Origin of the sequence: Larsenimonas salina (assembly GCF_023736155.1) — a bacterium.
Classification (GTDB): Bacteria; Pseudomonadota; Gammaproteobacteria; order Pseudomonadales; family Halomonadaceae; genus Larsenimonas; species Larsenimonas salina.
This window is the reverse complement of record NZ_JAMLJJ010000002.1, coordinates 385,279-406,842: the sequence shown is the minus strand read 5'-3', so window position 1 is coordinate 406,842 and position 21,564 is coordinate 385,279. Positions and strand designations below refer to the sequence as shown.

Annotated in this window: 22 protein-coding genes and 1 tRNA gene; 16 read left to right on the top strand and 7 right to left on the bottom strand. The window is 58.8% G+C overall.

The window, feature by feature from the left end:
• Nucleotides 1–218 precede the first annotated feature (218 nt).
• On the bottom strand, nt 219–2,618 hold the full coding sequence (gene ybiO, locus NAT23_RS07140; RefSeq protein WP_251926749.1) for a mechanosensitive channel protein: 2,400 nt from the start codon (nt 2,616–2,618) through the stop codon (nt 219–221).
• A gap of 116 nt (nt 2,619–2,734) precedes the next feature.
• Nucleotides 2,735–3,229 (bottom strand): glutathione peroxidase, encoded by a 495-nt coding sequence (locus tag NAT23_RS07135; protein ID WP_251592002.1) that lies wholly within the window; start codon nt 3,227–3,229, stop codon nt 2,735–2,737.
• A 217-nt stretch (nt 3,230–3,446) separates the two neighbouring features.
• On the opposite strand from NAT23_RS07135, the gene NAT23_RS07130 reads away from it, so the two are divergent.
• On the top strand, nt 3,447–4,637 hold the full coding sequence (locus NAT23_RS07130) for an NAD(P)/FAD-dependent oxidoreductase (RefSeq protein WP_251926747.1): 1,191 nt from the start codon (nt 3,447–3,449) through the stop codon (nt 4,635–4,637).
• A 14-nt stretch (nt 4,638–4,651) separates the two neighbouring features.
• On the opposite strand, the gene NAT23_RS07125 is transcribed toward NAT23_RS07130, so the two are convergent.
• Together NAT23_RS07125 and NAT23_RS07120 are read right to left on the bottom strand one after the other, a co-directional pair.
• On the bottom strand, nt 4,652–5,218 hold the full coding sequence (locus NAT23_RS07125; RefSeq protein ID WP_251926745.1) for an NUDIX domain-containing protein: 567 nt from the start codon (nt 5,216–5,218) through the stop codon (nt 4,652–4,654).
• Nucleotides 5,209–5,841 (bottom strand): LysE family translocator, encoded by a 633-nt coding sequence (locus NAT23_RS07120; RefSeq protein WP_251926743.1) that lies wholly within the window; start codon nt 5,839–5,841, stop codon nt 5,209–5,211. The genes NAT23_RS07125 and NAT23_RS07120 overlap by 10 nt, the downstream gene beginning before the upstream one ends.
• A gap of 391 nt (nt 5,842–6,232) precedes the next feature.
• Between NAT23_RS07120 and NAT23_RS07115 the strand changes: the two genes are divergently transcribed.
• Entirely contained in the window at nt 6,233–6,532 is a 300-nt protein-coding gene (locus tag NAT23_RS07115; RefSeq protein WP_251926741.1) for a glycine zipper domain-containing protein, read from the top strand.
• A 45-nt stretch (nt 6,533–6,577) separates the two neighbouring features.
• Here NAT23_RS07115 and NAT23_RS07110 read toward each other — a convergent pair whose 3' ends face one another.
• Complete coding sequence (locus NAT23_RS07110; protein ID WP_251926738.1) at nt 6,578–7,081, bottom strand: glycosyl hydrolase 108 family protein; 504 nt, start codon at nt 7,079–7,081, stop codon at nt 6,578–6,580.
• Nucleotides 7,082–7,506: 425 nt separating this feature from the next.
• A tRNA-Leu gene (locus NAT23_RS07105) sits at nt 7,507–7,594 on the bottom strand.
• 109 nt (nt 7,595–7,703) lie between these two features.
• Between NAT23_RS07105 and queA the strand changes: the two genes are divergently transcribed.
• From queA to secF, 5 genes are all read left to right on the top strand, one after another.
• A complete protein-coding gene (gene queA, locus NAT23_RS07100; protein ID WP_251926737.1) occupies nt 7,704–8,756 on the top strand; it encodes a tRNA preQ1(34) S-adenosylmethionine ribosyltransferase-isomerase QueA in 1,053 nt (350 codons plus the stop codon).
• 10 nt (nt 8,757–8,766) lie between these two features.
• Nucleotides 8,767–9,885 (top strand): tRNA guanosine(34) transglycosylase Tgt, encoded by a 1,119-nt coding sequence (gene tgt, locus NAT23_RS07095; protein ID WP_433962196.1) that lies wholly within the window; start codon nt 8,767–8,769, stop codon nt 9,883–9,885.
• 92 nt (nt 9,886–9,977) lie between these two features.
• Nucleotides 9,978–10,316 (top strand): preprotein translocase subunit YajC, encoded by a 339-nt coding sequence (gene yajC / locus NAT23_RS07090; RefSeq protein WP_251592057.1) that lies wholly within the window; start codon nt 9,978–9,980, stop codon nt 10,314–10,316.
• A 61-nt stretch (nt 10,317–10,377) separates the two neighbouring features.
• The gene (gene secD / locus NAT23_RS07085; RefSeq protein WP_251926733.1) at nt 10,378–12,228 is read left to right on the top strand and encodes a protein translocase subunit SecD; all 1,851 of its coding nucleotides are present in this window, start codon (nt 10,378–10,380) and stop codon (nt 12,226–12,228) included.
• Nucleotides 12,229–12,238: 10 nt separating this feature from the next.
• A complete protein-coding gene (secF, locus tag NAT23_RS07080) occupies nt 12,239–13,144 on the top strand; it encodes a protein translocase subunit SecF (protein WP_251926732.1) in 906 nt (301 codons plus the stop codon).
• 139 nt (nt 13,145–13,283) lie between these two features.
• On the opposite strand, the gene NAT23_RS07075 is transcribed toward secF, so the two are convergent.
• Nucleotides 13,284–14,087, bottom strand: a complete 804-nt coding sequence (locus NAT23_RS07075) for an inositol monophosphatase family protein (protein ID WP_251926731.1) — start codon at nt 14,085–14,087, stop codon at nt 13,284–13,286.
• A 150-nt stretch (nt 14,088–14,237) separates the two neighbouring features.
• Here NAT23_RS07075 and NAT23_RS07070 point away from each other — a divergent pair, with 150 nt between their 5' ends.
• From NAT23_RS07070 to NAT23_RS07030, 9 genes are all read left to right on the top strand, one after another.
• Nucleotides 14,238–15,056 (top strand): RNA methyltransferase, encoded by an 819-nt coding sequence (locus tag NAT23_RS07070; RefSeq protein ID WP_251926730.1) that lies wholly within the window; start codon nt 14,238–14,240, stop codon nt 15,054–15,056.
• Nucleotides 15,057–15,070: 14 nt separating this feature from the next.
• The gene (gene cysE / locus NAT23_RS07065) at nt 15,071–15,928 is read left to right on the top strand and encodes a serine O-acetyltransferase (RefSeq protein ID WP_251926729.1); all 858 of its coding nucleotides are present in this window, start codon (nt 15,071–15,073) and stop codon (nt 15,926–15,928) included.
• A 65-nt stretch (nt 15,929–15,993) separates the two neighbouring features.
• Nucleotides 15,994–16,479 (top strand): Fe-S cluster assembly transcriptional regulator IscR, encoded by a 486-nt coding sequence (iscR, locus tag NAT23_RS07060; RefSeq protein WP_251926728.1) that lies wholly within the window; start codon nt 15,994–15,996, stop codon nt 16,477–16,479.
• A 9-nt stretch (nt 16,480–16,488) separates the two neighbouring features.
• On the top strand, nt 16,489–17,634 hold the full coding sequence (locus tag NAT23_RS07055) for a cysteine desulfurase family protein (RefSeq protein WP_251926727.1): 1,146 nt from the start codon (nt 16,489–16,491) through the stop codon (nt 17,632–17,634).
• 41 nt (nt 17,635–17,675) lie between these two features.
• Nucleotides 17,676–18,002, top strand: a complete 327-nt coding sequence (locus NAT23_RS07050) for a HesB/IscA family protein (protein WP_251926726.1) — start codon at nt 17,676–17,678, stop codon at nt 18,000–18,002.
• Between the two features lie 128 nt (nt 18,003–18,130).
• Nucleotides 18,131–18,559 (top strand): nucleoside-diphosphate kinase, encoded by a 429-nt coding sequence (ndk, locus tag NAT23_RS07045; protein ID WP_251926724.1) that lies wholly within the window; start codon nt 18,131–18,133, stop codon nt 18,557–18,559.
• 66 nt (nt 18,560–18,625) lie between these two features.
• On the top strand, nt 18,626–19,762 hold the full coding sequence (rlmN, locus tag NAT23_RS07040) for a dual-specificity RNA methyltransferase RlmN (RefSeq protein WP_251926791.1): 1,137 nt from the start codon (nt 18,626–18,628) through the stop codon (nt 19,760–19,762).
• An 81-nt stretch (nt 19,763–19,843) separates the two neighbouring features.
• Nucleotides 19,844–20,581: a type IV pilus biogenesis/stability protein PilW gene (gene pilW, locus NAT23_RS07035; protein WP_251926722.1), complete on the top strand. Its 738-nt coding sequence runs from the start codon at nt 19,844–19,846 to the stop codon at nt 20,579–20,581.
• The gene (locus tag NAT23_RS07030) at nt 20,578–21,558 is read left to right on the top strand and encodes a RodZ domain-containing protein (protein WP_251926719.1); all 981 of its coding nucleotides are present in this window, start codon (nt 20,578–20,580) and stop codon (nt 21,556–21,558) included. Before pilW ends, NAT23_RS07030 begins: the two co-directional genes overlap by 4 nt.
• Nucleotides 21,559–21,564: the final 6 nt, after the last annotated feature.

The window sequence follows — 21,564 nt, the reverse complement described above, 5'->3', positions numbered from 1 at the left end:
TTGCTATCGGCTTGCTCCAGACAGCCATTCATTCAAATCGAGAGAAACCATTTAAAAACAGCAAAAACGTCTATAGCGCTCTTAAATAAATAATGAATGGTCTCTTGCATCATTTTTACGAACACACCTATTAAGCCATCCCCGATACCTGCTTATAAAAAAAGCCCGGCTGAATCAGCCGGGCTTTTACATTGCCACCAGTTTATAGAGCCACGACGCTAGCGGTCGGCACCGCCTTCGTCGCTGCCGTCGTTATCGACATCGGGCATGCTGTTGCGGCCCGTGGTTTCACCTTCAAACGCCCCCTTGTCATCGGCGTTCTTGGCAGAGCGGTTGACCACCTTTTCCTGACGCATCATGCGCAGATTGGCCGGCGGCGCCTTGCCGTCCCTGTCCTCGCCGAAGTACATGGTGAGGTGCGGGAACGGAATTTCGATGCCGGCGGCGTCAAAGTGCTTCTTGACCAATCGGTTGAACGCACGGCCCAGCGACCACTGAGTGCCCGGTGTGGTCTTGATCATGATGCGGATATTAACGGAGCTGTCAGCGAGCGCGATCACGCCGGGCACCGTCATATCCTCGAGAATGCATTCGCGCTGAGCCTCGTCCTGCTTGAGTTCCTCGAACGCGTCATGCAGCTTCTCGATCGCAAAGTCGACATCTTCACGGTAGGCAATGCCGTACTCGCCAACGTGATAGGCGAAATCGCGCATGTAGTTGGAGACCACATCGACCGAGGAGAACGGCACGACATGATAGGTGCCGGAAAGATCTCGAATGCCGACCGAGCGAATGGTCAGACGTTCGGCGGTACCTGTAATACCACCTGCAGAGACCACATCGCCGGTATTCATCGCGTTTTCGAGCTGAATGAATACGCCGGTAATCACATCCTGCACCAGCTTCTGGGCCCCGAAACCGATCGCAAGACCGACAACACCGGCACCGGCGATCAGCGGCCCGATGTTGATGCCGATCTGGGACAGCACGATCATGACCGTCATGACGGTAAGCGCGATGGCAATAGCGTTTCTGAACAGCGACAGCAGCGTCTTTTCACGCGCCGTCGGCGCCCGACCGAATTCGCCCGGGTTCAGTCGATGCTCGATGAAACTTGCAAGTGCCGTCCAGATCAGCGCCGCCACCAGCAGGATAATGCCAACATGCACGATCATCGCGATGGTGTTCTTACCCGAACTTGATGCCAGCCAGCCGGTCAGGTCAAACGCACGCCACGCATCCAGAATAACCAACAGCACCGCGATCAGAAGCAGCGCGCGAACCACCTTCAGCGTATTGGGGATATAGGAGTTCAGTCGCTGTTCGAGCTGAGGCAGGCGCTGGCCCATCTGATTGGGAAGCGTAATGCGAGACGCCAACACCTTGGTGATCATGCTCGAGAGCAACATACCAATGCCCGCGGCAATCAGCGTCTGGGCCGTGGCCTTGGCCATGAACGGCAGCGCCTGCTCCGGATAGACCTGACTGATGACCAGAAGCACGGTGAAATAGGCGATCGCCAGTAGGTGCCAGATCTTGCCAAGTACACGCATCAACACACCAAACGCACTCATCGAGGCGTGTTCGGCGCGGTACTCGAGCCGCTGCTGCAGGTCAGCGCGATTGCCAAGAATCACGCTCAAGGCGTAGACATAGGCCACGACCATGATCAGAAGATCGACCAGTTTACCGAGCGACGGCGACAAGAGCCCTGCAACGAACGGCACCGCCACCATCATTCCATAGCCGATAAGCCCAACCAGCCGAGCGAGAAAGCGGTTCCAGTATTTTGCGACATCGGAGGGCATCGTAAACAGGCGAAGCCCTTCGTAGCGATCGGCAAATACCACGCGGATCAAGGCCTTGAAGATTTCGACCATCGCAAATGCGTTGATGAACAGCGATTGATACGTACCGATGGTCGCGTTATCCCCAAATGCGAACAGCCCGATGGCGTACCCGGTGACTGCCGCCAGCGCAATGACGATCAGATCAATCGCCAGACACAGCACCACGGCGCCAAGGCGCTTCAATACGCTCGATGCCCCCTGCTCGGAGACCACCCAGCGATCGGCCTTGCGGAAAAGCGGGCTGACCAGTGAGCGCAGCAGGAAAAAGGCAGCGATGGTGCCACCGATAACAATGCCCAGCCCGATCAAGCGACCGCTCAGCTCACCCCAATTGGCGCCATTGCCGTCGGCGCCATCGCCGATCGACAGAATCGCTGCCACAGAGCCGGTCACGTTGGCCGCAAGCGATTCGGCAAAGACCTGGGTCGTGTCGGCAATCTGACGCGGCAGCTCGCCCAATCCACCATCGCTGTCTCCTTGATCGGAGGCTGCGGCGTCGCTTTTGGGCGTATCCGATGATGGCGTCTCGGCCTCGCTCTGATTGCCACCCTCCTGATTTGCAGCCACCGACCGGAGCTGATCGATCAGCTGCTGTCGGGTCTGATCGTTTTCGAGCATGTCCGCAAGCGCCCCGGCGTCTGCCTTGCCTGAGACATCGGTTCCTGCATCAGTCGGCGCGGCGTGCGCCAGCGGCATGGATAGACACAGGACCGCCATCATCATGGCGAACCATCGCCACACCCTATGCAACATCAACGTGGAAGCCACGCACTTACTCCTTTATCTCGGTTGATTGGTCGACGCAAGAATACCGCGTCCAGGTTTCGCGTCGAGTATGCACGAACAGTAGGGAAAAACACCGAACTCATCAAAGTAGCAATGGCTTATGCCGAGAACGGAATGGCCAAGGCTTCATCGATTGCCTGTGAAAGCGTCGAAGGCGACACCGCCGGTGCAAAACGGCGCATGACATGGCCATCGCGGCCGATCAAAAACTTGGTGAAATTCCATTTGATCTGGCGTGAGCGCAGCACCCCCGGGGCCCGATGCTTCAAGAGCTGAAACAGGGGATGCGCGTTCGCACCATTGACGTTTACCTTTTCCATGATGGGAAAGGAGGTTTTGAACGACCGAGTACAGAACTGCTCGAACGAGCGCCCTGACTCAGGCGATTGATGCAGAAATTGATTGCACGGAAACGCAAGCACGGTGAACCCCTGTGCCTGATGGGTCTGATAAAGCGTCTCGAGTTCGGCAAGCTGTGGCGTGAACCGACACTGGCTGGCCACGTTAACCACCATCAGCACCTGGCCACGCAGCGCCCGAAGATTGAATGGCTCTCCCGAGGCGGTGTGGCAATCCTGAGTGTATATATCCATCGTTTCGGCCCATACCCCTTTTATGGCCCTAGACTGCCACGCAACGCATCAACGCTCTACCCATCACACGTCACGAACTGTGTTCGAGCGCTAACGATGTGACAGACGCCTGTCCCTGACGCGACGCATTGAACTAACTCAGCAGTCTACCTATGTTTAAACCCAGCGGCCCCAAGGACGCGTGGGCCGACACACTGAAGGCCATAGGGATCTTGCCATGAAGACACAGTACGACTACCTCATCGTCGGCGCAGGAATGACCGCCGCCAATGCGGCCAAGGCCATTCGGAAAAATCGCCCAAGCGCCAGCATCGCCATTCTCGGCGAAGAGCAGCACCCTCCGGTTACCCGGCCGGCGCTGTCCAAGAAGCTCTGGACCGACCCGGAGTTTACCGAAGACGATATCTGGATGATCACGGACGACGACCGCGTTGAGGTCCACACCGAAACCCGAATCACTCGACTCGATCGAGCGGCGCGCACCGTTGCAACCGAGGACGGCGCCGAGTTTGGATACTCAAAGCTACTACTGGCAACGGGTGGTGCTCCGAAAACGCTCCCGGACCTGCCGGCCAGTGACCGTGTCCTTTACTTTCGAACCTACGCCGATTATCAACGCCTGCGCGACGCGGCAACGCCCGGCGCCCGCATGCTGGTTGCCGGCGGTAGCTACATTGGGTGTGAACTGGCCGCGGCGCTTGTCCAGCAAGGCTGTGAGGTGACCCTCATCACGCCTGATGGCGTGCTCGGCGAACCGCTTTTTCCCGACGCATTCGCGCGCCATTTTCAGGACACCTTTACCGAGCACGGCGTGTCGGTCATCACACGCCGACAGGTAACCGGCGGAAGCGTCGGTGAGCAAGGCGTCTGTGTCACGCTCGACGATGGCTCAACCCTTGAAGGCGACATGCTGGCCGCAGGAATAGGCATCACGCCAGAAACGGCGCTTGCCGAGCAGGCGGGCCTTTCCGTCGATGATGGCATTGTGGTCGATCAGTGGCTTACAACCGATGACTCGAACATCTTCGCCGCCGGAGACGTCGCGCGCTATCCAGATGTTCGCCTGGGGGCACAACGCGTCGAACACGTCGACAACGCCAATCAGATGGGCACGCAAGCAGGGCACAACATGGCCGGTGTCGCCTCGGCTTATACCCACACGCCCTACTTCTATTCCAACGTGTTCGATCTCGGCTTCAAGGCCGTTGGAACGGCAGACGCATCGAACCTGGACACCGTATCGGATTGGCAAACGCCCAACCGCAAGGGGGCGATCTTCTATCTCGACGGCGATACGCTGAAAGGCGTCATGCTGATTGACTTGGACGATCAATTGGACGCGGCCCGAGCGCTTCTCGAACAGCCAACGATTACCGACCGAGACGCACTCAAGGGCAAATTGACGTAAACGATACGGCTGGTTCAGGGCCTTCTTACCGGGCACCCAGGTGACGCCAGAAGATGCACCAGTGCCGCTCGGGTGTCTGGTGTTACCTGCTGAAGTGCTAGCGCGTCAGCGACGTTGAGCCAGTCGGTGGCCTCGACCTCCTCAGGCTGGGGACGGATGAGGCCAGTCCATCTTGTCCAGAAAATATCGCCGTGCACGTGAAGCGCGCCAAACTGGAACGAGCCTGTAAAGTTCAAGGGCGCGCTCACGCCCAACTCCTCGAATACTTCACGCCGTGCGCCTACATGGCGCGCTTCGCCCGCGGCAAGTACGCCACCGGCGCTGAGATCGAATGCACCGGGAAAAACGTCCTTGATCGAAGTGCGTTTCTGGACGCAAAGTCGATCGTTGTCATCGAAGACGAAAACATAACTCGCGAAATGCCAAAGGCGCAGCCGACGCAGCCTGGAACGCCTGACCGAGCCACAGCGTTGTCCTTCGGGCGTGCATATCTGTACCTGCTCACGCGCAGCCCGCGCCTTGGCGCAGGCGCTGAACGCGCGCTCCTCGCTCGCACTCCTCCCATTTGTCTTCAATGCCATGCGTGTGCGACCTCACCCAGAACCACTAAAGCCAATAGAATAAAGACCGCGCCCGACGCGCGCTCGACCAGCCACCCCTTTCGCCTCAAAAGCGCAAGCGGCGTCGGCCGCGCAAGCGCCTTCGCGACCAGAACGTACCAGAGCCCATCGATGATCATGACGGTCATGACGACCAGCGCGCTTGCAGCAAGAGAGCTGCCGGGTTCGATGAACTGACTCAAGAGCGCGACAAAGAAAAGAATGAGCTTTGGATTGGCAAGCGCCATGCCAAACCCATCTCGCACGGCCGAGGCGATGTCCTGCTCTGCCACATCCGAGACGGTCGCCCCATCGGCCGCGGGTCGTTTCCGAAGCGCGTTCACGCCAAGCCAAAGAAGGTAAATCGCCCCGACGATACTTATGAACTGATAGATCAGAGGAAAGCGAGTCATGATGAAACCAATGCCCGCCACGGTCATGACCGCGTAGATGCCCACACCCAGGGCATGACTCAAGGCTGCAGCAACGCCCTGAAGCGCACCGCCGCGCATGGTATGACGCACAACCATCGCAAGACTCGGGCCAGGGGATACGGCACCAAGCACACAAACCAACGCAAGCGACCACCAATGGGCCCACGTCATGGCAACACTCCTTGTACGGCAAAGACATCAAGCACGAAACAACGCCGCATTATATTCGGAGAGGCCAGAATGAAAACCGCGCATAAAAAAAGGCGACTCCCGACCATGCAGGAAGCCGCCCAAGGGCCATTCTTCTCATATGCGCGTACAGCTACCGGAAAACTAATTCAAAAGTTGCAAATAGAATTAGTTATTTCCTCCTAAAACATTAGAGAAACTACATTGAAAAACCGCGCATTTCATCCGGTTTAAGCCGCTTTTTTGAAACCTTTTGTAACAGAGCACTTATATACACCATTCGGTAGGCATAAGCCGATATTCAGCGCTACGCTTACCACGACGCATGACAAGAAACCTTGCCATTTTCCCGTTAACGTCAGGAGGACACTCAATGGGTATATTCAGCTCCAGCCGTGATCGTCGCCGTGCCATGGAACGCTGGCACGAAGAACTGGCCGAAGAACGCGACCGCTCCAAGCGCCGCCTGAGCCATCTGGGCGATGATGCACGCGGTCACCTTGATCACGCACGTGCACGTTTGCACGACGGTCAAGAGCGTGCGGTCGACTACGGTCAGCGCGCAGCCTACGGGATCGACCGCCATGTTCATGAAAACAGCTGGTCCTACATTGCAGCCGGAGCTGTCGTGGGCCTTGCAGCAGGTGTGTTGCTGGGTCGACGCCGCTGGTAAAGAGCAAAAAAAACCCGCCGAAAGGCGGGTTTTTTTTGCTCTTTATCAAAACAACATGCTTTCTCCTTCCAGTGCACAGCACTGATCGAACACACGCATCAGCCGACGCACCTCCTTGCGCCTGACCTCTGACAACAGCGCTGACCTGTTGAGGCACCCAAGGCGCTTGAACAACAACGCGTTGATAAGCGCCTCGTCATCGCATTCGCCTTGATCGCCAATGAGACACATGTCGTTTTCCAGAAGACGACAGGCTGACTCACGCCCCATGCCAAGTGCAGTATCGAGCATGAACGCAGCTACCGACCGCGAAAGACGCTCGAGCGCCATGGGCCTTATGTATTCACGCTCATAAATTTCGATCACTGCTGCATCACTCAACCGGTTAAGCGCAAGCGTTGGATGATGAAACGCCGCAAGCCCGGCACGGGCCCCCTTCAGGCGCCCTTGCCCACACCAACCGGTATCCCAATGCAGTGCATTGCGATGATCGGCACTGAATCGCTCCCTGAAATTCAACACATCTTCTGCTGTCTCGATAAAAGACATCGACGCCTCCTGCATCTTGTTGCGTGATAAGGGCATGAGGGACCTCACACCACGCCTAAGGAGGCTCGAACAGTCTTACATCTAAGAATACTTAACTTATAAAAAGGTAGACCACTCAGGGGAATGCCATTCGATAGCAACAAGATAAACTTAAGGGCGTGATATCCCCTCGCAACAGGCGATCAGGGCGTATGGCGACAAGCGCCCATGGAAGGCAACACATGAAGTGACAAGGAAAAAGTCAGACAGGCAACATCGACGCACGACACCAGGTCATCAAAGACCGAGGGCGCAGGCGAGGGGAAAACACACGACAAAATGTGACGTTCTCGTTGTTCCGGCATCGGATGCTGGTCACTGGAGAACAGAAAAGGCCAAAAGGATTAGGCTTGGATCGTCAAGAAAAGAGCGCATGTAGGAATGCGTGGTACCGGAGGTCGGACTCGAACCGACACGGGGGATTAGCCCGGGGGATTTTGAATCCCCTGCGTCTACCAATTTCGCCACTCCGGCACGGAAGGACGAGGCGTATTATACGGGCCATTGCGCGCACGTCAATGACTTCAAGCCACGCCTTGGGTATCATGGCGCCCTTTTCACAGACCAGTGCCTTCTTTGACTCATGCAGCGCGCCGATTTCCATTTCGATCTGCCCGACGAGCTGATCGCTCGTTACCCAAGCGAACACCGCACCGACTGCCGTTTGCTCTGCCTCGACGGTGAACGCGGAGCCATCGAGCACCGCCGATTCAACTACATTCTGGACGCCCTGAACCCGGGCGACGTGCTGGTATTCAACGACACCCGCGTCATCCCTGCCCGGCTGTTCGGCCAGAAAGCCAGTGGCGGCAAGGTTGAGATGCTCCTGGAGCGTCCGCTGGACGCGCACAGAGGCCTTGCGCACCTTCGTTCCAGCAAGTCGCCCAAGCCCGGCACTCGGCTGAGCTTCGAAGGCGGCATCGAGGCCGTGGTCGAGGCGCGTCACGACGCTCTGTTCGAGCTGCGCTTTCTCGGCGAGACGCCCTTGATCGAGCTGCTCAATCAGCACGGCCACATGCCGCTTCCGCCCTACATCGAGCGGGAGGACGAGCTGGATGACCGAGAGCGCTATCAAACCGTGTATGCACGCCACGAGGGCGCCGTCGCTGCACCCACTGCGGGCCTGCACTTCGATCAGGAAATGCTCGATGCGCTTACCGCCAAGGGTGTGACTCTTTCCTATGTCACGCTGCACGTCGGTGCCGGTACCTTTCAGCCCGTTCGGGTCGATGATATCGAAACGCACCAGATGCACAGCGAATGGCTCAAGGTCGACCAGGCCACCTGCGAGGCGGTTCGCGGCGCAAAGGCGCGCGGTAACCGCGTGATCGCGGTGGGCACGACCAGCGTGCGCTGCCTGGAAAGCGCAAGCGCGGACGGTGAGATCCGCCCCTACGAAGGTGAGACTGATATTTTCATCTATCCGGGCTATCGCTGGCGCTGCGTCGATGCACTGATCACCAACTTCCACCTCCCCGAATCGACGCTCTTGATGCTGGTCAGTGCGTTCTCAGGCCTTGAGCACGTCAAACACGCCTATCAGGCCGCCGTCGATGAAGGGTATCGTTTTTTCAGCTATGGCGACGCCATGTTCCTGACCCGCGCGCCCAAGCAGGGAGAGTCCCCCCATGCGTGATACCTGCCGCATGCAGTTCGAAACCACCGCAACCGATGGCCGCACTCGCCGGGGCCGCCTGACGTTTCCCCGGGGCACCGTCGAAACTCCGGCGTTCATGCCCGTTGGCACGTACGGCACCGTCAAGGGCATGTCGCCTGAACGCATCAAGGCCATCGGCGCCGAGATCATTCTCGGCAACACCTTTCACCTATGGCTCAGACCCGGCACCGAAGTCATAGAAGCCCACGGCGATCTGCACGATTTCGCGCAATGGGACAAACCGATCCTGACCGATTCCGGCGGTTTCCAGGTGTTTTCACTCGGCGACATGCGAAAGATCACCGAACAGGGCGTGCATTTCCGCTCGCCGGTCGATGGCGCCAAGGTGTTCATGGGGCCGGAAGAGTCGATGTCGATCCAGCGCTCGCTCGGCTCCGACATCGTCATGATCTTCGATGAATGCACGCCCTACCCGGCGACGTTTGAGGAAGCCAAGCGCTCGATGGAGCTGTCGCTGCGCTGGGCCAAGCGGTCGAAAGAGGCTCACGGCGACTCCTCGGCGGCGCTGTTTGGCATTGTTCAGGGCAGCATGTACCCCGAACTCCGAAAGCGCTCACTTGAAGGCTTGAACGAACTCGACTTCGACGGCCTGGCCATCGGTGGCCTCTCGGTCGGTGAGCCCAAGGAAGAGATGCTCAAGGTCCTCGACTATCTGCCCGAGATAATGCCGGCTGACAAGCCGCGCTATCTGATGGGCGTTGGCAAGCCGGAAGACCTGGTCGAGGGCGTACGCCGCGGCGTCGATATGTTCGACTGCGTGATGCCGACCCGTAACGCTCGAAACGGCCACCTGTTCACTGCCGACGGCACGGTCAAGATTCGAAATGCACGCCACCGATACGACACCGCACCGCTTGAGGCGGACTGTGATTGCTATACCTGCGAGCACTTCTCGAGAAGCTATCTACACCACCTCGACCGCTGCGGTGAAATGCTCGGCGCCGAGCTCAACACCATCCATAATCTGCGCTATTACCAGCGCCTTATGGCAGGTTTGCGCGGCGCCATCGAAGCGGGTACATTGACCCACTTCGTAAACGAGTTTTACACGCGACGCGGCCAGGAAACGCCTGAGCTCGCGACGTAAGCGATGCCTCTGGCATCATCGCCTCGCGTCGGTGCCGACCACCGCCTCGAGGCGATCACCCGTTTCATTCAAGCCCTTCAAGAGGACTGTTCATGCTGGACTTTCTGATCTCATCTGCTCAGGCAGCCGACGGCGCGGCCGGTGCCGGCGGCGCGGGCGCCATCGGCCAGATCGTAATGCTGGTCGGCTTCGTGCTGATTTTCTACTTCCTGCTTTGGCGTCCGCAGTCCAAGCGGGCCAAGCAGCACAAGAAGCTGATTTCCGAACTTTCGACAGGCGATGAGGTCGTTATCGGCGGAGGCATGGTCGGTCGTGTCAACAAGGTGGGCGAAGAGTTCCTCACACTCGAGGTCTCTGATGGCGTTGAAGTCAACGTGCAGAAAAATGCCGTCGCCACCGTCCTTCCCAAAGGCACCCTCAAGTCTCTGTAAGCCTGAAGGGCCGGTCTCCCCGGCCCTCTTTTGATTGTCAGCAACCCAGGACAGAGCCCCGATGCTCAACCGTTACCCCATCTGGAAGTACCTGATCGTTCTTGTCGTGATCGTCGTGGGCGTTCTCTACGCACTGCCCAACCTCTATCCCGAAGACCCGGCCATACAGATCAGTGGCGACCGCGGCGTCAAATCGATCAGCCAGCAGCAGATCACTCAAGCAACCGATGCCCTTGATCAGGCTGGCATCGACGTCAAGGCCACCGAACTCACGCAAGGCAGCGCACTGATTCGACTCGATCACGCCGATGATCAGCTGCGCGCGCGTACCATCATCAACCAGACCCTCGGACAGGGCTTCGTGGTTGCGCTGAACCTGGCCGAGGCAACCCCGGACTGGCTGCGCGCCATCGGGGCCAAGCCAATGAAGCTCGGGCTCGACCTTCGCGGCGGCGTGCACTTCCTGCTGGAAGTCGACATGGACGCAGCCGTCAAGCAGCGACTCAACGTCAACGCCAGCGCCATGCGTGAAACGCTTCGTGATGAGCGCATTCGCTACCGCGGCAATGAGGTCAATGACCGCGCCATCGTGTTCAGCTTCCTCGATGAAAATGAGCTCGAAAAGGCCCAGAGCGAGTTGAGCACCCAGTACAACCAGTTCGACTTCACCACCCGTGAACAGGGTCGCGAGCGTCAGCTCGTCATGACACTGACAGATCAGGCGGTTACCGACATTCAGGATTACGCGGTCAAACAGAACCTGACCACGATCCGAAACCGCGTCAACGAACTTGGGGTTTCCGAACCACTGGTGCAGCGCCAGGGTCCAAGCCGCATCGTGGTCGAGCTTCCAGGCGTTCAGGACACCGCCGCTGCCAAGCGCGTTGTCGGCGCGACAGCCAACCTCGAGTTCCGACTTGAAGCCTCCAACAACAGCGGCGCCGATCAGACCGAGACCTTTGGGTTTCGAAACGATCCTTCACGCAAGGCAGCGCTCCAACGCGACGTGATCATTACCGGTGACAGCGTTTCGAGTGCCAGCCAGAGCTTCGATCAAAACGGTCAGCCTCAGGTCAACATCAATCTGGACGGCCCCGGCGGCTCCAAGATGAACCGTGCGACACGGGCCAACATCGGGCGCAACATGGCGGTGCTTTACATCGAGCACAAGAGCCGCACCCGTACGGTGATGCAGGATGGCAAGGAAGTCGAAAAGCGCATCCCCTACACCGAAAAAGGCATCATCAGCCTTGCGACCATCCAAAGCGCACTGGGCAACCGATTCCGCATTACCGGACTCGATTCGCCCACGGAAGCCTCTGAGCTTGCACTGCTACTGCGCTCAGGGTCACTGGCCGCACCGATCTACTTCGCTCAGGAACGCACCATTGGGCCAAGCCTTGGTCAGCAGAACATCGACCGCGGCGTTCTCTCGGTTCAAATCGGTCTGGTGCTTGTGGTGCTGTTCATGCTGCTGCGCTACAAGGCGTTCGGCCTGATCGCCAACGCCTCGCTCACCATCAACCTCGCGCTTTTGATTGCGGCGATGTCGATGCTGGGCGCCACGCTGACGCTTCCAGGCATTGCCGGTATCGTACTGACACTCGGGATGGCGGTGGACGCCAACGTCTTGATTTACGAGCGCATCAGAGAGGAAATCAGGCGCGGCCTCAGTCCGCACCAGGCCATTCATACGGGCTATGAGCGTGCCTTCACCTCGATTTTGGACGCCAACATCACGACCCTACTGGTGGCCCTGATTTTGTTCTCGATCGGCACCGGGCCGGTCAAGGGCTTCGCCGTCACACTGTCGCTCGGCATCCTGACGTCGATGTTCACAGGCCTGATGGTCAGTCGCGCCATTACCAATCTCACGATCGGCGGAAAAGCGCTGAAGAAACTCTGGATCTAAGGGGCCGATCATGACCAATTTTGACTTCATGAGTAAAAAGACGGCAGCGTTTGTCGTCTCTATCGTGTTGACGCTTGCAGCCATTGGCGCGCTCGCGATCCAAAACCTCAATCTGGGGCTGGATTTCACCGGCGGCACGCTGGTGGAAGTTCAGTACCAGAACGCACCAGAACTCGACGATGTTCGTCAGCAGCTTTCCGAGGCTGGCTATCGCGACTTTTCCGTACAGACCTTCGGAGAAGCCAACGACATTCTGGTTCGACTGCAACAGCAGTTCGATCAAAGCGTGGGCGAAAGCGTAACCAACGCCCTTTCGAGCAAGGAAAGCTCGGTGCAGCTGGTGCGTGCTGAATTCGTCGGCGCCCAGGTCGGCGATCAGCTTCGCGACCAGAGCGGGCTCGGCATGCTGATTGCACTCGGCGTGGTGGCGCTTTATGTCGCCATTCGCTTTCAGTACAAGTTTGCGCTTGGCGCCCTGCTCTCGCTCGGCCACGACGTCATCATTCTGCTTGGTATCTTCGCGTTCTTTCAGATCGACTTCGATCTGACCGTGCTGGCCGCCGTGCTTGCCGTTATCGGGTACTCGCTCAACGACACCATCATCGTCTATGACCGCATCAGAGAGAACATCCGCAAGTCTCAGACAAACGACCTTGCCAAGATTTTCAACGATGCGATCAATCAGACGCTTGCTCGAACGCTGTCCACCTCGGGCACTACGCTGCTGGTGCTCTTGGCTCTGTACTTCCTTGGCGGAGACATGATCCACAACTTCTCGCTGGCGCTGATCATCGGGGTCGTTCTGGGGACATTCTCATCGGTTTATGTCGCCTCGGCGCTGCTGCTGGTGGTCAAGCTAAAGCGCGAGGATCTTATCCCGACCAAGAAAGAAGACGTCGAGGACGAGCTGCCCTAACCTCCAGCCACCTGGTTGAGCGGCCCTGCATCGATGCAGGGCCTAAACATCGACACAGGGAAATGCAGGACATAAAAAAGCCCGGTTAAAAAACCGGGCTTTTTTGTAGGTAGCGACGCAAACGCGTCAGACCGAGTGATCAGGCGTTGACCAGGCTCGGTTTCACCAGTTTCACCAGCTGCTTGTAGAGTCGCGGATTGGCGGCCATCAACGCACCGTCGGGGTCGACCTGCGGCTGTCCGCTCGGCGTACCGATCAGCGCACCGGCTTCTTTCAGCATCAGCTGGGCGATGGCCAGATCCTGCTCTTCAATACCGAACACGAAGGCTGCATCGACACGCCCCGAGGCGAACTCAGCAAGCTCGAGCACCGGACAACCCAGCGTTCGAACCACGCTTGACTGCACACCGATGCGCTGCAGCACGCTCAGGTAATCCGGGAAATAGCGCGAGCGCACGTGCATCTCGGGCACGCCCATGGCGAGGCGAACTTCGTCTTCGGTGATGTGCCCACTGACGCGCATTCGCTTATCGTTGTAATGCGCACCGCGCCCACGACTGGCGAGGTACTCATCGTCGGTGAACGGGCTCAGCACAACGGCGTGCTCGGCACGGCCCTTGAACATGCACACCAGCGACAGGGCACAGCCGTTGGCATTGATGGCGAGGTTCTGGTAGCCGTGAAACAGCTCGATTTTCCAGTGGTAATCCGCGCCTTCGCCACTGCCTTCCTTGAAGGGCAGGTAACGGCCGCTGATGCCGTGAAGCGGGTAGCCCTTGGCAAACTGCCGCGCGATGTTTTCCTCGATATAACGCGCGGTGTCGACCAAGAGCGCGTCCTGAGATTGGGTTTCTCGAGCGATGTCCAGACGATCGCGGACTCGATTGAGCTGTTCGGAGGCGCCGCGTAGAGCACGCAGCGCAAATTGGACCATAGGATGCATGATCGGGCCTTGAGCGGTGAAAATGGGGCTGTTAAAGAACCGCGCGATGATATCAAAAAACGCGGCGCGCTGCGAGGCCGTCGCACCGCATATCCGGCTCGACGTGCTAGGATAGCGCGCTTGTCGCATTTAAGAGAGTAGCCTCCCCTCATGCTTGACCGCATACGCATCGTGTTAATCGGCACCGGCCATCCGGGCAACTGTGGCGCGACGGCCCGGGCCATGAAAACCATGGGCCTTGGCCATCTCGCGTTCGTCACCCCCCGCTGTGACCCGTTCGATGAAGAAGCTCAGGCGCGCGCCTCGGGCGCGGAAGATATTTTAAATAGCGCCGGGATGTTCGAAAGCCTCGATCAGGCCGTCCACGATTGCACCCTGGTGGTCGGTTGCAGCGCCCGCTCACGCACCCTGCCCTGGCCGATGATCTCCCCGCGGGAGCTTTCCCGGCGCCTGCCGAGTGAGCTTAAAGGCCGCGGAGACGCCCCCGGCAAGGTCGCCATCGTGTTCGGGCGCGAAGACTCAGGGCTCAGCAATGACGAGCTGCAGCGCTGCAATCAGCACGTGCACATTCAGGCCAACCCCGGTTACAGCTCACTCAATCTGGCGGCCGCGGTTCAAGTTCTTTGCTATGAGTGCCGCCAGGGTTGGCTTGAGGCCGAAAGTGACTCCGGCAACGTCGCCCTCGACGAGACAGCGCTGGAAAAAGCGAAAGGGTCAGAGGCCGCGCACGAGGAAACGCCGTTCGGCGTAACGTGGGACCACCCGCTGGCAAGCCACGACGACCTCGAACGCTTTTTCACGCACCTGGAAACCAGCCTGATTCGCTCCGGCTTCCACCGACCCGATAACCCACGCCAGCTCATGGCCCGGCTGCGCCGACTTTACCTACGGGCGCGACTCGACACGGTCGAGGTCAATATCCTTCGGGGCATGCTGACCGAGTTCGACAAGCACACGCCTAACGACTAAGCCGAGAGCGAGCCATGCTTGAGTTGATTAAAGAAGACATTCGAAGCGTATTCGACCGCGACCCGGCCGCACGCACCACCTTCGAGGTACTGACCACCTACCCCGGTCTGCACGCCGTCATGGCGCACCGCATCTCGCACCGACTCTGGACGCGCAATCTCAAATGGCTGGCCCGATTCAATTCGACGCTGGCCCGCTGGTTGACCGGCATCGAGATTCACCCCGGCGCCCAAATCGGTCGGCGGTTTTTCATCGACCACGGCATGGGCGTTGTGATCGGTGAAACCGCCGAAGTCGGCGATGACGTCACGCTCTATCATGGCGTCACGCTTGGCGGCACAACCTGGAACAAGGGCAAACGCCATCCCACACTCGGTAATGGCGTCATTGTGGGCGCAGGCGCCAAGATTCTTGGCCCGATTACCCTCGGCGACCAGGCGCGTGTCGGCTCGAACGCGGTCATCACCAAGGACGTGCCCGAAGGTGCAACCGCGGTCGGCATCCCGGGCAAGGTCGTGAAGCAACGCAAGGACGCGTCAAACGACGCGGTGAGCGACCGCCCCGAGCGTGCGGCCATGCGTGACAAGCTCGGCTTCGATGCCTATGGCATGGGCGAGGAGATGCCCGATCCCATGGCGCGCTCACTGCACGCCGTGCTCGATCATATTCAAAGCGTCGACGACCGGATCGATCGAATGTGTCTTGCGCTTCGAAAGATCGATGACACCTTTCGAACGCACGACCTGCCCTCGCTTGATCGTGACGACTTCATCGCCGCGCTCGATGAACTCGATTACCCCTGCTCACCGCGCCACGATGCAGCGGATAAACGCGATGCGACAGACGACCACGATACGCCGCCCCGAAAATAGTTGATTATTTCACTCAGGTTTTCGAAAATACGTACAGCTTGTAGGGTCTTTGAACAGGAATCATCATGCGCCTCACGACCAAGGGTCGATACGCCGTCACCGCGATGCTCGATCTGGCCATTCGTCAACCGGAAGGGCCGTTGAGCCTGGCCGACATCTCAAAGCGCCAGGAGATATCGCTGTCCTATCTGGAGCAGCTTTTTGCCAAGCTGCGCCGCCAGAACCTGGTCAAGAGCGTGCGTGGCCCCGGTGGGGGCTATCTTCTGAACAAGGACGCCGATGACATTGCCGTATCGGCCATTATCGATGCGGTCAATGAATCGATCGATGCGACCCGATGCCAACGCGCAGGGGATTGCACGCACGGTGAGACCTGTCTGACCCACCATCTGTGGTGCGATCTTTCCGATGCGATTCATGATTTTCTGAGCGGCATCACGCTCGGCGAGCTATTGAGACGCCGTGAGGTGCAGGCCATCGCTCAACGACAGACACAAAGGGCCGATGAAGAGCTTCAACCTTTAACGCTTCCCCACGCTACCGGTCACTGAAGGGTTCTCATGAACGCGTCTCTCATCTATCTGGACAACGCGGCAACGACACCGGTCGACCCGCGCGTCGCTCGCCTAATGGCCGACTACCTGACCGAGGACGGCACCTTCGCCAACCCGGCATCACGCAGTCACATGGCCGGCTGGCTGGCCGAGCAGGCCGTCGAAGGGGCTCGGCGCCAGGTGGCCGACACCATTGGCGCCGACCCACGTGAAATCGTCTGGACCTCGGGCGCCACCGAGGCCGACAACCTTGCCTTGATCGGTTACATGAGAGCCCACCGCGACCGCGGTCATCACTTGGTCACCTCGACCATCGAGCACAAGGCCGTGATCGACACGGCCCTCGCACTCGAGGCGGAAGGGTTCGAGGTCAGCTGGGTCAAGCCGGACAGCCAGGGCCGGATCACACCGGATGCCATCAAGAGTGCGCTTCGAAGCGATACAACGCTTGTGTCGGTGATGGCGGTCAACAATGAGCTTGGCACCGAAAACGACCTGCAAGCCATTGGCCGGGTCGTGCATGCCCATGGCGCCGCCTTTCACGTCGATGCCGCGCAGGCCGTCGGCAAGATTCCGCTCGACCTTCAGCATCTACCGGTGGATTTGATGTCGCTGTCGGCGCACAAGGCCTATGGCCCGAAAGGCGTTGGCGCCCTCTTCGTGCGTCGAGGCCTTCAGATCGTCCCGCTGATTCACGGCGGTGGACATGAGCGAGGCATGCGCTCGGGCACGCTTCCGACCCATCAGATCGTCGGCATGGGCGAGGCCTTCCGACTGGTGCTCGAGGATCACGCAAAGGACAAGGACCGCCTGCACATTCTCAACAGCCGGTTTCGAGACGGCGTGGTCGCCCTCGAAGGCGTCCACATCCATTCGCCGCTGATGGGCAGCGTGCCCAACATCGTCAACGTCGGCTTCGACGGCGTCGAAGGTGAGTCCTTGATCATGGCCCTGCGCAAACTGGCAATTTCCACAGGCTCTGCCTGTAATTCAGCAAGCGTCGACCCGTCCTACGTTTTGACGGAAATCGGCGTTCCCAGAGAGGAGGCGCTGGCCTCGATTCGCTTCAGCTTCGGGCGATTTACCCGCGATGACGACATCGACCTCGCCCTTGCCGAACTCAAGCACGCTTTGACAACATTGCGCGCATAATCAGACCTCGATATTCAAGATTTCACCGGGAGGTGAGAACAATGCCCCGGATAGGTATCACACCGGCCGCTGCCGACCAGATCAAGACCGTTCTTTCCGAGCGTGGCGAAGGCCTCGGCCTTCGAGTTACCGTTAAACCGAGCGGGTGTTCAGGCTACAGCTATGTACTGGATTTCGCCGACTCAGTAACCGACGATGACAACGTATTCGAAGAGCACGACGTCAAGGTCATCGTGGACAACGAGGCGCTCGGTGTGCTCGACGGTACCGAAGTGGACTACGTCAAGGAAGGGTTGAACCGCTTTTTCAAGTTCAACAATCCAAACGTTAAAGATGAGTGCGGCTGCGGCGAAAGCTTCAGCGTTTAATCGCGCAACCGGTCGTGCATGGCCGCGGTCTAGCCGCTATAATGCCGCGCCTTGCGACGACCTCGCGCTTGCAACACAGCACGCCATACGGGCGTGTCTGTCATTTTAGTTATCCAAAGGAGTTACCCATGGCGTTGGAACGCACGCTTTCCATCATCAAGCCGGATGCCGTTTCCAAAAACGTGATCGGCGAAATCTACGCACGTTTCGAAAAGAACGGCCTGAGCATCGTTGCTGCGAAAATGATGCAGCTCAGCCAGGAGCAAGCTGAAGGCTTCTACGCTGAACATAAGGAACGCCCGTTCTTCAACGACCTGGTCAGCTTCATGACCTCCGGCCCGGTCATGGTTCAGGCCCTCGAAGGCGACAACGCCATCGCCAAGAACCGTGAACTGATGGGTGCAACCGACCCGCAGAAAGCCGACGCTGGCACCATCCGCGCCGACTACGCGACCTCGGTCGATGCCAACGCCGTTCACGGCTCCGACGCACCGGAGTCCGCCAGCCGCGAAATCGCATTCTTCTTCGAAGACAGCGAGCTTTGCCCGCGCGGCTAAGTGCCGGCACGTTCTTCCAGTGGCGGCGCCCTTGCCGCCACGCCCTTTTCTCCCGACCAACGACCGATGCCCATGACGACGCCTACCCCCGATACCGCCCTTGTCAATCTGCTTGGCTTGACTCGTCGCCAAATGGAGACCTTCTTCGTCGAGCAGGGAGAGAAAAAGTTTCGCGCCACCCAGGTCATGAAGTGGATTCATGCCGAAGGGTGTGACCGATTTGAAGACATGACCAATCTTTCAAAGGCCCTGCGCGAAAAACTGGCGCGCGTGGCCGAAATACGTCCGCCGGGTATCGTCTATGAAGGCGAGTCCAAGGACGGCACCCGCAAATGGGTGCTCGAGGTCGAGGATGGCAGCTACGTCGAAACCGTACTGATCCCCTCTGACAACGGTCAGCGCCGTACGCTGTGCGTGTCCTCACAGGTCGGCTGCTCGCTGGACTGCAGCTTCTGCTCCACCGGCAAACAGGGCTACCAGCGAAACCTCACCAGCGCCGAAATCATCGGTCAGGTGTGGGTCGCCACCAAACGCGGTGGTGGTCTCAAGGACTCCAGACAGCGCCCGGTCACCAACGTGGTGATGATGGGCATGGGTGAGCCCCTGCTCAATTACGACAACGTCGTCAGCGCCATGCACCTGATGCTCGATGACAACGCCTACGGGCTGTCCAAGCGTCGCGTGACTCTGTCCACGTCCGGCGTGGTGCCGATGATCGACAAGCTTGGCGACGACATCGAAGTCAGCCTCGCGATCTCACTGCATGCGCCAAACGATGAGCTTCGAAACACCCTCGTTCCGCTCAACCGCAAGTACAACATTCGAACCCTTCTGGACGCCTGCAAGCGCTACCTTGAAAAGTGCCCCAGCATCCACGCCATTACGATCGAATATACCTTGATGAAAGACATCAATGATCAGCAGGCGCACGCGGAGGCCCTTGCAACGCTGCTCGATGAGCTGCCCTGCAAGATCAATCTGATTCCCTTCAATCCGTTCCCCAATTCCGGGTACGAGAAGCCTTCGCGCAATCAGGTCATGCGCTTCCAGCAATGGCTGTTTGAACGTGGTTACAATGCACCGGTACGCATGACCCGAGGCGATGACATTGACGCGGCCTGCGGTCAGCTTGTCGGGCGCGTCAAGGATCGTACCCGGCGCCAGGAACGCTACATTCAGGCACTGTCCATTGACGCCGATTGATGCCTTGACTTGATGGTCAGGTAACGCTTTGATGGGCCAGGTTCTTTTTTCACAGTCGAGCGACTCTAGGGTGAGCGCACCATGACGCACCACCTACGTTGGATGCCCTCAATCATTGCGGTGGTGATCGGCGCGATGATACTTACAGGCTGCGCGCAAACAGCGACTCGACCCGCCACCGAGACGCTCGACCAGTCGCCGGCAGGCGCCTACACGGAACTGGGGCTGGCTTACCTGCAGCGCGATGACCTTCCTCGCGCTCAGCAGGCACTCAATCGCGCGCTTCGACTTGATAACCAAAACCCGCACGCCCTGCAGGGCATGGCCCTTCTGGCCCAGCGCCAGCAGGATAACACCTTGGCCGAGCGCTATTATCAGCGCGCGCTCGACCAGGCGCCGGAGTTCACCCAAGCGCGCAACAACTACGCCACGTTTCTTTTTTCTCAAAAGCGCTATGAGCCCGCCTGCCAACAGCTCGAACGCGCCGTCGAAGACACCAACTACCCTCGTCGCGCTCAACTCTACAGTAATCTCGGCCAATGCCGGATCGCACTCGGCGATACCCAAGCCGCACTGCAAAGCCTTGAGCGTGCAAAAACCATCGATCCTCGTTACGCCCGGACGTATCTGATCGAAGCGCGTTTATACATCCAGCAAGGCGATCCTGTGCAAGCCCGCCATGCGATACGCTATTATCAGAGACTCTCGGGTGCGGATGCCCAAAGCCAGGCGCTGTTGAATCAACTCGACAAACTGCCTGTTCGCGCTCCCGAAAACGTCGCGCCCAAGCCTGAAGATAACAAGGATACGATCGAATGACGGAACGCTACGACACCGCGCCTTCTTCGCCTCAGCAGCCCGCTGGAACCCTCTTGAAGCAGGAGCGTGAGCGCCAAGGCTTGAGCCTTGATAGCGTTGCCGAGCGTTTGAACCTTCGCCCGTCGCTGGTCAGTGCCTTCGAGCAGAATCAGTTTGACCAGGTGTCCGTTGGCGCCTACCGCCGTGGGTACTTGCGCGCCTATGCGCGGCTGCTTGGCATGGACGAAAAAGTGATCGTCGATGCCCATGACCGTGAATTCGGCCGTGATGATCAGACCACCACGCGCATTGCACCGGTCAACACCATCAAGCCGCCCAGCAAGTGGGGCAAGATCCTGTTTCCGATCGTCACGCTGATCGTGATTGCCGCATTGGTCGCACTCACGCTGACCTGGTGGCAAAGCCGGGACAACACTCCCGGCATGAGCGACACCGACTCGCTGGGTGATACACCAACTTCAGAAGCGATTGACACCGACACGGCCGATTCGGCGCCCGTCGACAGCATCGAACCCAGCGACGCGTCATCACTCCCCCCTTCAGCACCTGAGACAGAGAACGAGCGCGCGTCCGACTCGGCCGAGGCCACTACCGACACCAACGATCGCCTTCAAGTAGCAGCGCAAGACGGTCGTGACGGCGCCAGCATGGCGCAAAGCGATGTGCAAAGCGGGTCGGACAACAATGAACGCGCCGCCAGTAACGACTCGAGCGCCGACAGCGCCACGCAGGCGACGCCGACACTTGCGCTCGAGTTCGCCGAGGACTCCTGGGTCCGCATCACCGATAACACCGGCGCCACGGTATTGACCGGGCTTCAGAAAGCAGGCACATCAGCAAGCGCCAAGGGGACCCCACCGTTCAAGCTGACCATCGGTAATGCAAGCCATGTTACCCTTACGCTCAACGGCACCGATGTAAACCTTGCGTCACACACGCGAAGCAATAATGTTGCCAAATTCACTCTGAATCAGTAGATAGCC

Coding starts and splice junctions, on each gene's coding strand:
- yajC (WP_251592057.1), top strand. CDS start 9,978: ATGCTGGACTTTCTGATCTCATCTGCTCAGGCAGCCGACGGCGCGGCC.
- NAT23_RS07115 (WP_251926741.1), top strand. CDS start 6,233: ATGGGTATATTCAGCTCCAGCCGTGATCGTCGCCGTGCCATGGAACGC.
- NAT23_RS07110 (WP_251926738.1), bottom strand. CDS start 7,081: ATGTCTTTTATCGAGACAGCAGAAGATGTGTTGAATTTCAGGGAGCGA.
- NAT23_RS07120 (WP_251926743.1), bottom strand. CDS start 5,841: ATGACGTGGGCCCATTGGTGGTCGCTTGCGTTGGTTTGTGTGCTTGGT.
- NAT23_RS07135 (WP_251592002.1), bottom strand. CDS start 3,229: ATGGATATATACACTCAGGATTGCCACACCGCCTCGGGAGAGCCATTC.
- iscR (WP_251926728.1), top strand. CDS start 15,994: ATGCGCCTCACGACCAAGGGTCGATACGCCGTCACCGCGATGCTCGAT.
- queA (WP_251926737.1), top strand. CDS start 7,704: ATGCAGCGCGCCGATTTCCATTTCGATCTGCCCGACGAGCTGATCGCT.
- secF (WP_251926732.1), top strand. CDS start 12,239: ATGACCAATTTTGACTTCATGAGTAAAAAGACGGCAGCGTTTGTCGTC.
- NAT23_RS07075 (WP_251926731.1), bottom strand. CDS start 14,087: ATGCATCCTATGGTCCAATTTGCGCTGCGTGCTCTACGCGGCGCCTCC.
- NAT23_RS07050 (WP_251926726.1), top strand. CDS start 17,676: ATGCCCCGGATAGGTATCACACCGGCCGCTGCCGACCAGATCAAGACC.
- NAT23_RS07055 (WP_251926727.1), top strand. CDS start 16,489: ATGAACGCGTCTCTCATCTATCTGGACAACGCGGCAACGACACCGGTC.
- NAT23_RS07030 (WP_251926719.1), top strand. CDS start 20,578: ATGACGGAACGCTACGACACCGCGCCTTCTTCGCCTCAGCAGCCCGCT.
- rlmN (WP_251926791.1), top strand. CDS start 18,626: ATGCCCATGACGACGCCTACCCCCGATACCGCCCTTGTCAATCTGCTT.
- tgt (WP_433962196.1), top strand. CDS start 8,767: ATGCAGTTCGAAACCACCGCAACCGATGGCCGCACTCGCCGGGGCCGC.
- pilW (WP_251926722.1), top strand. CDS start 19,844: ATGACGCACCACCTACGTTGGATGCCCTCAATCATTGCGGTGGTGATC.
- secD (WP_251926733.1), top strand. CDS start 10,378: ATGCTCAACCGTTACCCCATCTGGAAGTACCTGATCGTTCTTGTCGTG.
- ndk (WP_251926724.1), top strand. CDS start 18,131: ATGGCGTTGGAACGCACGCTTTCCATCATCAAGCCGGATGCCGTTTCC.
- NAT23_RS07125 (WP_251926745.1), bottom strand. CDS start 5,218: ATGGCATTGAAGACAAATGGGAGGAGTGCGAGCGAGGAGCGCGCGTTC.
- NAT23_RS07070 (WP_251926730.1), top strand. CDS start 14,238: ATGCTTGACCGCATACGCATCGTGTTAATCGGCACCGGCCATCCGGGC.
- NAT23_RS07130 (WP_251926747.1), top strand. CDS start 3,447: ATGAAGACACAGTACGACTACCTCATCGTCGGCGCAGGAATGACCGCC.
- cysE (WP_251926729.1), top strand. CDS start 15,071: ATGCTTGAGTTGATTAAAGAAGACATTCGAAGCGTATTCGACCGCGAC.